This is a genomic window from Arthrobacter sp. B055-34, from assembly GCF_059090425.1.
The window spans coordinates 182757-192082 of record NZ_JBNHFQ010000001.1; the positions used below are offsets into that span (position 1 = coordinate 182757).

Annotated in this window: 9 protein-coding genes; all 9 read right to left on the reverse strand. The window is 67.2% G+C overall.

The window, feature by feature from the left end:
- Nucleotides 1-13: 13 nt before the first annotated feature.
- The 9 genes from AC5RWO_RS00845 to AC5RWO_RS00885 all read right to left on the reverse strand — a co-directional run bounded on the left by AC5RWO_RS00845 (nt 14) and on the right by AC5RWO_RS00885 (nt 9311).
- Nucleotides 14-898, reverse strand: coding sequence for an aminoglycoside phosphotransferase family protein (locus AC5RWO_RS00845; RefSeq protein ID WP_498728646.1), 885 nt, complete (start codon nt 896-898; stop codon nt 14-16).
- A 109-nt stretch (nt 899-1007) separates the two neighbouring features.
- A complete protein-coding gene (gatB, locus tag AC5RWO_RS00850) occupies nt 1008-2522 on the reverse strand; it encodes an Asp-tRNA(Asn)/Glu-tRNA(Gln) amidotransferase subunit GatB (RefSeq protein WP_498728647.1) in 1515 nt (504 codons plus the stop codon).
- Nucleotides 2522-4051 carry an Asp-tRNA(Asn)/Glu-tRNA(Gln) amidotransferase subunit GatA gene (gene gatA, locus AC5RWO_RS00855; RefSeq protein ID WP_498728648.1) on the reverse strand — a complete coding sequence of 510 codons (1530 nt, stop codon included), beginning with the start codon at nt 4049-4051 and terminating at the stop codon, nt 2522-2524. The genes gatB and gatA overlap by 1 nt, the downstream gene beginning before the upstream one ends.
- Nucleotides 4052-4055: 4 nt before the next feature.
- Nucleotides 4056-4352 (reverse strand): Asp-tRNA(Asn)/Glu-tRNA(Gln) amidotransferase subunit GatC, encoded by a 297-nt coding sequence (gatC, locus tag AC5RWO_RS00860; RefSeq protein ID WP_074698618.1) that lies wholly within the window; start codon nt 4350-4352, stop codon nt 4056-4058.
- 58 nt (nt 4353-4410) lie between these two features.
- On the reverse strand, nt 4411-4905 hold the full coding sequence (locus AC5RWO_RS00865; RefSeq protein ID WP_498728649.1) for a GNAT family N-acetyltransferase: 495 nt from the start codon (nt 4903-4905) through the stop codon (nt 4411-4413).
- 85 nt (nt 4906-4990) lie between these two features.
- On the reverse strand, nt 4991-5692 hold the full coding sequence (locus tag AC5RWO_RS00870) for a hypothetical protein (protein WP_498728650.1): 702 nt from the start codon (nt 5690-5692) through the stop codon (nt 4991-4993).
- A 105-nt stretch (nt 5693-5797) separates the two neighbouring features.
- Entirely contained in the window at nt 5798-6286 is a 489-nt protein-coding gene (locus AC5RWO_RS00875; protein ID WP_498728651.1) for a DUF2087 domain-containing protein, read from the reverse strand.
- 35 nt (nt 6287-6321) lie between these two features.
- Nucleotides 6322-8553, reverse strand: a complete 2232-nt coding sequence (gene ligA / locus AC5RWO_RS00880) for an NAD-dependent DNA ligase LigA (RefSeq protein WP_498728652.1) — start codon at nt 8551-8553, stop codon at nt 6322-6324.
- Between the two features lie 56 nt (nt 8554-8609).
- Entirely contained in the window at nt 8610-9311 is a 702-nt protein-coding gene (locus AC5RWO_RS00885) for a hypothetical protein (RefSeq protein WP_498728653.1), read from the reverse strand.
- Nucleotides 9312-9326 lie beyond the last annotated feature (15 nt).

A 9326-nucleotide genomic window follows, 5' to 3' on the forward strand; every position in this document is an offset into this window, starting at 1 on the left:
GCCTCGTGCGGGATCAGCCGTCGAGCACCTGTGCCAGCACGTCGTGACCCAGCTGCCGGAAGGCCTGGTTGTCATCGGAATGCGCCAGCAGCGCCGTCGCCATGACCAGCGCCCAGCCGCGGCCCCGCTCCCAAGTCGCGGTGCCGATCTCGCGGCGGGCGTCAAGGTGCTCCCTGAAGATCCGCCGGCCCTCCGTGTCGAAGACCAGCCAGGCCGCGGCCAGATCCGTGGCGGGATCCCCGGCGGTCAGATCGCTGAAGTCGATCACCGCTGCCAGCATCCCGCCCTGCGTGACGAGGTTGGCCGGATGCAGGTCCCCGTGCAGCCACAGTGCGGGACCTTGCCAGGGTGGCAGCGCGGCGAGGGTGCTCCAGAGCCTCTCCGCCTCGCGTGCCCGCGGAACCAGACCGCTGGCCAGCCGCCGCCGGACATGTTCGTCCCGCATGCGCAGGGGCACCCCGCGGACGGGGTTGACGGGGGCGTCACCGAGAGCGGGCTGCTGGAAGCCGTCCACGAACCCAGCCAGTTCGGCCGCCCAGGCCCGCCGGGCGGAAAAGGGGCGCGCGGCCGCCGTCGTACCGTGAATCCACGGGGTGACGGACCAAGGCCAGGGGAACAACGACGACGGCGTTCCGCAGCGCACCGGGGTCGGTGTGAGCATGGCCACGCCGCGGGTCAGCTGGGGCAGCCACCGCTGTTCGTGCTCGATCAGGTGCGCGGCCGCCTCGCGCCGGGGCAGTCTCACCGCCAGCGTGCCGCCGAGGCGGAAGATGGTGTTGTCCCAGCCGTTGGCGGCCAGGCGCAGGGGCAGCCCGGCCAGGTCGGGGAACTGCTCGGTGAGCAGGCGCCGGACCAGCGGCTCGGTCACGTCGATGTCCGCGGCGGGCATGAGGGCCATTGGACCATTTTCCATCCAATGAGCAGATAACGCCCTTTCCGGGGTGTCGGAAGGGCGTTATCTGCTCACCCGATCGGGTGAGGGAAAAGGGGAAGGGGAAGCGGGTCGGCTAGCCTTGGACGCCGAGGCGTTCGAAGATCAGCTCGCGCACGCGGCCGGCGTCGGCCTGGCCGCGGGTGGCCTTCATGACGCCGCCAACAATCGCGCCGGCTGCCTGCACCTTACCGCCGCGGATCTTCTCCGCGACATCCGGCTGGGCGGCCAGGGCGGCGTCGATCGCCTCGAGCAGCGGGCCGTCGTCGGACACCACGGCCAGGCCGCGCTTCTCGATGACCTCGTCCGGGGTGCCCTCGCCGGCGAGGACGCCATCGAGCACCTGGCGGGAAAGCTTGTCGTTGATCTTGCCGGCCTGGACCAGCTTGTCCAGTTCCACGATCAGCTCGGGCGTGACGCCGACGTCCACCGGATCCACTTCGGCTTCCTTGGCGCGGCGCGAGACCTCGCCCATCCACCACTTGCGGGCGACGGCGGCGGAGGCACCGGCGGCGATGGTCTCTTCGATGGCATCCATGACGCCGGCGTTGACCACGTCGCGGAACTCCGCGTCCGAGTAGCCCCAGTCCGTCTTCAGGCGCTTGCGGCGCTCGGCCGGCGGCTCGGGCAGCTGGGCGCGCAGTTCCTCGATCCACTCCTCGGTGGTCACCACCGGCAGCAGATCCGGCTCCGGGAAGTACCGGTAGTCATCGGCGTCCGATTTGGGCCGGCCCGAAGTGGTGGAGCGGGTGTCCTCGTGCCAGTGGCGGGTCTCCTGGACAACCTTCTCACCGGAGTCCAGCACCGCAGCGTGGCGCTGGATCTCGAAGCGAACGGCACGTTCGACGGCGCGCAGCGAGTTCACGTTCTTGGTCTCCGAACGCGTGCCGAACTTTTCCTGCCCATACGGGCGGAGGGAGACGTTGGCGTCGCAGCGCACATTGCCGCGTTCCATCTTGGCGTCGGAAACGCCCAGGTTCTTGACAATCTCGCGGATGGCGGCCACGTAGGCCTTGGCCAGTTCGGGGGCCCGGGAACCGGCACCCTCGATCGGCTTGGTCACGATTTCCACCAGCGGCACGCCAGCGCGGTTGTAGTCCACCAGGGAGAAGTCCGCACCCTGGATGCGTCCGGTGGCGCCGCCCATGTGGGTCAGCTTGCCAGCGTCCTCCTCCATGTGGGCGCGCTCGATCTCCACGGTGAAGACGGTGCCGTCTTCGAGTTCGATGTCGATGGAACCGTCGAAGGCGATCGGGTCCTCGTACTGCGAGGTCTGGAAGTTCTTGGGCGTGTCCGGGTAGAAGTACTGCTTCCGGGCAAAGGTGCAGGACGGGGCGATCTTGCAGCCCAAGGCCAGGCCGATCTTGATGGAGGACTCCACGGCAGCCTTGTTGACCGCGGGCAGCACGCCGGGCAGGCCCAGGTCCACCGGGGTGACGGCAGTGTTGGGCTCATCGCCGAACACGTTGGGCGCCGAGGAGAACATCTTGGTCTTGGTGTTGAGCTCCACGTGGACCTCGAAACCGAGCACCGGATCGTACTTCTCCATGGCCTCTTCGAAGGACAGGATCTCTTCCGTGACAGCAGACATTATTTGGCTCCTGAAGTGGTTTCGGCGCCGCTGAACTGGCGAAGGTCGGGGGCCTGGGACAGCAGCGGGCCGCCCCACTTTTCCTCAAGCAAGGTTTCCAGCACGTGGCCGGCGCGGTACAGGCGGGCGTCCTCGCGGGCGGGGGCCAGGAACTGGATGCCCGCCGGCAGGCCGTCGGCCAGGCCGCCCGGAATGGAGATGCCCGGGATGCCGGCCAGGTTGGCCGGAATGGTGGCAACGTCGTTCAGGTACATGGCCAGCGGATCGTTCAGCTTCTCCCCCAGCTTGAACGCCGGGACCGGGGAGGTCGGAGAGATCAGCACGTCGGCCTGCGCGAACGCTGCGTCGAAGTCCCGCTGGATCAAGGTGCGGACCTTCTGCGCCGAACCGTAGTAGGCATCGTAATAGCCCGCGGACAGCGCGTAGGTGCCCAGGATGATGCGGCGCTTGACCTCGTCGCCGAAGCCAGCGGCACGCGTGGCGCCCATGACGCGCTCGATGGTGAGCGGGCTCTCCGCCGGCAGTACCCGGTGGCCGAACCGGACGCCGTCGTACTTTGCCAGGTTGGAGGAAGCCTCCGAGGGCATGATCAGGTAGTACGCGCCCAGGGCGTACTTGAAGTTGGGGCAGGAGACCTCGACGATCTCGGCGCCGGCTTCGCGCAGCAGCTCCAGCGACTCGTGGAAGCGTGCCAGCACGCCCTCGTCGTAGCCTTCGCCTTGCAGTTCCTTGATGACGCCGATCTTCATGCCGGCAACGTTTCCGGTCTTCGCGGCCTCGACCAGCGAGCCCACCGGATCGGTCAGCGAGGTGGAGTCATGCGGGTCGTGGCCGCCGATGACCTCGTGCAGCAGCGCTGAGTCCAGCACCGTGCGCGAGACCGGGCCGATCTGGTCCAGCGAGGAGGCCATGGCGATGGCACCGTAGCGGGAAACCCCACCGTAGGTCGGCTTCACGCCCACCGAACCGGTGACCGCGGCCGGCTGGCGAATGGAGCCGCCCGTGTCCGTGCCCAGCGCCAGCGGGGCCTCGAACGCGGCGACGGCGGCAGCGGAGCCACCGCCGGAACCGCCGGGAATGCGGCTCAGGTCCCACGGGTTGCGCGTGGGGCCGTAGGCGGAGTGCTCGGTGGAGGAGCCCATCGCGAACTCGTCCAGGTTGGTCTTGCCCAGCATTGGCATCCGGGCCGCGCGGATCTTCTTGATGACCGTGGCATCGTACGGGCTCATCCAGCCCTCGAGCATCTTTGAGCCGGCCGTGGTGGGCTGGCCGACGGTGACGATCAGGTCCTTGATGGCAATGGGCACACCGGCCAGCGCCGGCAGGTCCTCGCCGGCGGCACGGGCCTTGTCCACGTCCGCGGCAACGGCCAGCGCTTCCTCGGTGTTCACGTGCAGGAAGGCGTTGATGTTGCCGTCAACCTCGGCGATGCGGTCCAGATGCGCCTGGGTGACCTCCACGGAGGTAACTTCCTTGGCGGCCAGCATTTCCGCCAGCCGGGCAGCGCTGTGTCGGGTCAGTTCACTCATGTCTTTACTCCTCGTCCAGAATGGCGGGGACCTTGAAGCGGCCGTCGGCCGAATCCGGTGCACCGGAGAGCGCTTGCTCCTGGGTCAGGGTCTCGCCGACAACGTCCTCGCGGAACACATTGGCCAGCGGGATGGGGTGCGAAGTGGCGGGCACATCGGGCCCAGCCGCTTCCTGGACGGATTTGATCGAGTCAACGATGACGTCGAGTTCGCCGGCCATCTTGTCCAGCTCTCCTGCGGTCATCTCAATGTGGGCCAGCCGCGCCAGATGCGCCACGGCCTCACGATTGATCTCAGACATGAGTCTCCTACGCGAATGGATTGGGTTTTCTAGAACAGTCTACTTCTTGGCCCGGCGCTCAGGATTCCAGTGTCTTGACGAACACGAACAGCCCGATATCCTCATGCTTCCAGTCCCGCTCGCGGATCCGCTCGAAGCCCAGCGATTCGTACAGCCGGTGCGCGTTCGTCATATTTTCGATACTGGTGAGGCTGACCGAGTGGATGCCCTCCACCGTGCGGGCGTAATTGACAATGGCCTCCACCATGGCCCGGCCGATCCCGGCGCGCTGGATCGCCGGATCCACCGCCAGCATGCGGAACTCCAGCTCCCCGGCACGCGCAATATCGGAGTACTCCTGCCCCTCGAAGCTCAGCGCCACCGAGCCGGCGACCTTGCCGTCCAGCTCGGCGACCCAGACGACGGCGTGCCGGGCGCGGTGGGCAACATCACCGAGCATCTCCAGGTAGCCGTCGCCCTCGGCAATGTGCCCGCCGTGGACGTAGGCCTCCCGCGTGATCCGGGCAACGTCGTCGTAATCGGCTTCGGTGGCCGGGCGGATGGTAATGCTCATCAGGTAATGCAGTCCTCAGGGGTCAATTGGAAGTACGACGGCGGCGGCCGCCTATCAATTCTGCCTCACCACTGGCGGTGGCCGGCTACCGGCGTGGTTCAGGCCACTGTGCCCGCGGGGCCAGCTGCGGCGCAATGCGTTGTTCGAGCGCGGCGATGGCTTCCTCCGGCAGTGCGAGCAGGCCGTCCAGCTCCTTGCGCGCCCGCAGGTAGGCCAGCTGGCGCTCGGCTCCCGTGGCCGCCTCGTCGACGGCGAGCGTCAGCAGCCTTCTGGCGGTATTGAGCCGCTGGCGTTCGGGGCCGCTGAAGTGCTGGTCCTTGATCCGCCGGGCCTCGCGTTCGGCGATCTCGAAAGCCAGCTCGAAGGCGCGGACGGCGTCGCGGTATTCCAGCAGCCGCGCGTCGGTGGTAATTTCGGCGGCGCTGCCGGGCCGCAACGCGTCGGCCACGCGTTTGGCGCGCAGGAAGTCCACGGTCAGGGGTTCGCGTACGTCGGACATCATCGGGTAGTCGATCAGTTTGGCGACATCCAGCTCGTACTCCAGCCAGCGGGCGTTGACCCGGTCATGGTCTGCCATCAGGGCTTCGATGTCGCTGACGCGCTGCGCCTCCCAAGCCTTGGCCTGCCGGCGCCGCTCCATTTCCGCACGCGCTTCCGCCTGCCGGCGTTCGGCTTTCCTGCGGTGGCGCTTCCTGCTGTGGGAAAACTTTTGGCCGGCGCCGGAAAAGACGGCGAATCCAACCCAGATCAGCCACCAGGGGAAGCCATCGGCGAAGAGCTCATTCACGGTCGCTCACCCTTCCATCGTGCCATCCGGCTTCCGCGCGCTCAATGGCCGGGCGGCTGCGATGTGTTCGCGGCCGGACAGTGGCCGCCCGCTGCGACCGTCCTATCAGCGGGCGCGGCGGTAGGCGCTGCCGTCCCGCTCCCGGTCCAGGTAGCCGTAGTCCACCAGGGCACGCCGGAGCAGAGGCACGTCATCGGTAAAAGCCGCGAGCTTCGCATTCAGCTGCTTCTCCGTCAGCGTCGCATCGGGGCCGATGATCTGCGGGATCAGGAACTCGAACAGCTTCAGGCGGTCCGTCGCCCGCTTGGGCAGCCCCTCGATCCGGCCCGCGAGGAGGAAGCGTTCCGCGCCTTCGGGCTCGGCACGGCGGGCACCGGCAAGCGCTGCCTTGAAGGCCTGCTCGTTCACCACGAGCCGTCCGTCGTCGTCGTTCAGCAACGAGGAATCCAGCAGCTTTTTCCGTTCCTTGGCCGATAGCTCAGGCTGCTGGCCCAGGACGAAGGCGGCATAGAGCTCGCGCAGCCTGGAACTGGCCAGCGCCGCCAAGATGGCCTGCCAGCTCACTGGCTGATCCTGCTGCCTCTCGCCCTCCATGCGGCTCCTCCTTACGGCTCAGTCCGCGTGTTGCTTCAGTCTGCGCCGGCACCTTCCGGACCGGATTCGGCTGCGCCGGTTTCTGCCGTGCCGACCATAGCCTTATCCGGCCCGTTTTCCAGCAGTTTGACGAAGCCTTCCTCGTCCAGCACGTGCAGGCCCAGCTGCTCGGCCTTGTCCAGCTTGGACCCGGCGCTCTCCCCCGCGACTACGTAGTCCGTCTTCTTCGACACGGAGCCGGAGGCCTTGCCGCCGCGGCTGATGATGGCTTCCTTGGCTTCGTCCCGGCTGAAGTTTTCCAGCGAGCCGGTCACCACGATGGTCAGCCCCTCCAGCGTGCGGGGCTTACTCTCGTCCACCTCGTCTGCCATCCGCACGCCCGCCGCGGCCCAGGTGTCCACGATTTCGCGGTGCCAGTCGACCTCGAACCACTCGATGAGGGCGCGGGCGATGATCGGTCCCACGCCGTCAACGTCTGCGAGCTGCTCTTCCGATGCCGCACGGATAGCCTCCATGGACCCGAACGCCGACGCCAGCGCGCGCGAGGCAGTGGGCCCGACGTGCCGGATGGACAAGGCCACGAGGACCCGCCACAGCGGCTGGCCCTTGGCCTTTTCCAGCTCGGTGAAAAGCTTGCGCGTATTGGCGCTCGGCTCCGAGGGTTTCTTGGGGGTCCCCTTCGTGTAGAAGTAGGGCACCAGTTCGATCTCGCCGGTGGCCACGCCCTTGGACTTCTTCTCGCGGGCAATCTTCACGTCCGCGAGCATCTCCGGGGTGAGGTCGAAGACGTTGGCCTCGGTGGTCAGCGGCGGCTGCGCCGGTTCGGCCGGCTGGGTGAGGGCGATCGCGGCTTCCCAGCCGAGCGCCTCGATATCGAACGCGCCGCGCCCGGCCAAATGGAACACCCGTTCACGCAGCTGTGAGGGGCAGGACCGCGCGTTGGGGCAGCGGATGTCGACGTCGCCTTCTTTGGCCGGCGCCAGTGGAGTGCCGCAGGACGGGCATTCGGTGGGCATCACGAATTCGCGTTCGGAGCCGTCCCGCAGCGCCACCACGGGTCCGACGATTTCCGGAATCACGTCCCCGGCCTTGCGCAGCACCACGGTGTCCCCGATCAGCACGCCCTTGGCCTTCACCACGTCCTGGTTGTGCAGGGTGGCCATCTCGACGGTGGAGCCGGCCACCTTCACCGGCTCCATCACACCGTACGGCGTGACCCGGCCGGTGCGGCCCACGTTGACCTGGATGTCCAGCAGCTTGGTGTGCACTTCCTCCGGCGGGTACTTGTAGGCCACCGCCCAGCGCGGCACCCGCGAGGTGTGGCCAAGGCCGCGCTGCAGCCCGAAATCGTCGACCTTGATGACAATGCCGTCGATCTCGTGCAGCAGGTCATGCCGATGGTCGCCGAAGTGCTGGATGAACTCCAGCACCTCCTCGTAGCTGTCCAGCACCTTGAAGTAGGGGCTGGTGGGCAGGCCCCACTCCTTCAGCAGCGCGTAGGTCTCCGACTGGCTGCCCGCGGACAGGCCCTCTCGGGCGCCGATGCCGTGGACAAACATGCTCAGCGGCCGTTGCGCGGTCAGGGCTGGATCCTTCTGCCGCAGGGATCCCGCGGCGGCATTGCGAGGATTGGCGAAGGGTGCCTTGCCGGTCTCCACCATCTTCTCGTTCAGCTCCAGGAACGCCTTGGAGGGGATGAAGACCTCGCCCCGGATCTCCACTTCGGCCGGCAGGTTCTTGCCCTTGAGCCGGCGCGGGATGTCCTTGAGGGTCAGCGCGTTGTGGGTGATGTCCTCACCGGTGTGGCCATCGCCGCGGGTGGCGGCCCGGACCAGTTCGCCGTCGCGGTAGAGCAGGTTGACGGCCAGGCCGTCGATCTTGACTTCGGTCAACCACTTCAGGTCCTGCGCGCGGCCGAGTTTTTCCACCGACGAGGACGCCCGACTGACCCACACCTGAAGCTCATCGAGGGAGAACACGTCCTCCAGCGAGTACATCCGCTGCAGGTGCTGCACCGGAGTGAAGGCCGCGGACACTTCACCGCCGACTTCCTGCGTGGGCGAATCGTTGGCCACCATCTCCGGGTGCAGCGCTTCGATTTCCTCCAGCCGCCGGTAGAGCCGATCGAACTCGGCGTCGGAGACCAGCGGGGCGTCCTCGTTGTAGTACGCGTAGCGGTAGCGCCGGACGTCCTCGGTCAGCTGCTCGTACTCGTCCCGGAGGGCGTCACTGGGGATTTCATTGGCCTGCACTTCCACTTTGCTCACGGAACTATCTTGCCCTAAAGCACGGCCCGTGGCCGGGATCCGCCACGACAAGCGGGTCAGTCTTCGGGATCCCGCTGGGTCTCCAGCAGCGGCAGGTCCGCCGCGGTCACCAGATGCGAGGTGACCGCGTGTTCCACCAGCCGTGCGCGCCGGTTGGTGGCCAGCTTTCCGCCGCCGCCCCGGAGCCCGGCCACGCCCACCCGGTCCAGCTTGTCGCACACGTTGTCCAGCTTGCGGTTGAACTTGGTCATCGGCCAGCCCAGCCGTGCGGCAGCCTGCGAGGAGGAGGGGATGGAGCTCAGGCCGGTGCCGTCGCGCTTAAGCATGGGCTCGGCCAGGGCCAGGATGAGTGCCTTCTGCGAATCCGTGAAGATCACCGGACCGATGGTCGTCTCCCCCACCGCGTCGTGGTCCCGGGCTTCCTGCCGGAAGGACGGTGTTTTGACGTGCACCGAGAGCTCATAGGTGGTCGGTCCGGCCGTAAAGACCACGTTGGTCTGGCTGAAGACCATGGGAATCCGCGCCCCGGGCGCCAGCCAGGCCTGCATGCCCCCGCTGGTGTCCGCGATCGTCGCCGAGATCATCGAGCCGACATTGGCCAGCCACCAGATGTTCTCGTAGCGGCAGATCTCCAGGAACTTCCGGTGCAGGTACGGATTGTCGTCGATTTCCAGGTCGCCTTCGCGGCCGATCCTGAATACGTCGTCGTCCCCGGCGTCGTACCATTCACCGCAGAACTCGATGCTGACTTCGGCCACTGCTGGTCCCCCTTT